Annotated in this window: 1 pseudogene; it reads right to left on the minus strand. The window is 51.8% G+C overall.

Going from position 1 to position 301, the window contains the following annotated elements:
* Nucleotides 1-301, minus strand: a pseudogene (locus tag C1G53_RS08140) (phenylalanine--tRNA ligase subunit beta); the annotation flags it as partial.

A 301-nucleotide genomic window follows, 5' to 3' on the forward strand; every position in this document is an offset into this window, starting at 1 on the left:
TTGTAACCATAGATACGAGCGATTTCCTCTACCAAGTCTGCTGGAATGCGAATGTCCCAACGACGACGCGGTACTGCTACTGTAAACTGACTTGCATCGCCAGTTGTTTCCATACCTAAACGACGGAAAATATCTGCGATTTGGGCATAGTCGAGGTTGGTCCCAAGCGAGCGGTTAACGTAATCAATGGTTGCTGTGACTGGGACATCCGAAGTGTCCACGCTGCCCGCAGAAACGATGCCAGACAAGACCTGACCGCCAGCCAGTTCCGCAATCATAGCAGCCGCTGTGTCCATAGCCT

The organism is Streptococcus suis (assembly GCF_002960445.1).
In the GTDB taxonomy this organism is placed as follows: Bacteria; Bacillota; Bacilli; order Lactobacillales; family Streptococcaceae; genus Streptococcus; species Streptococcus hyiners.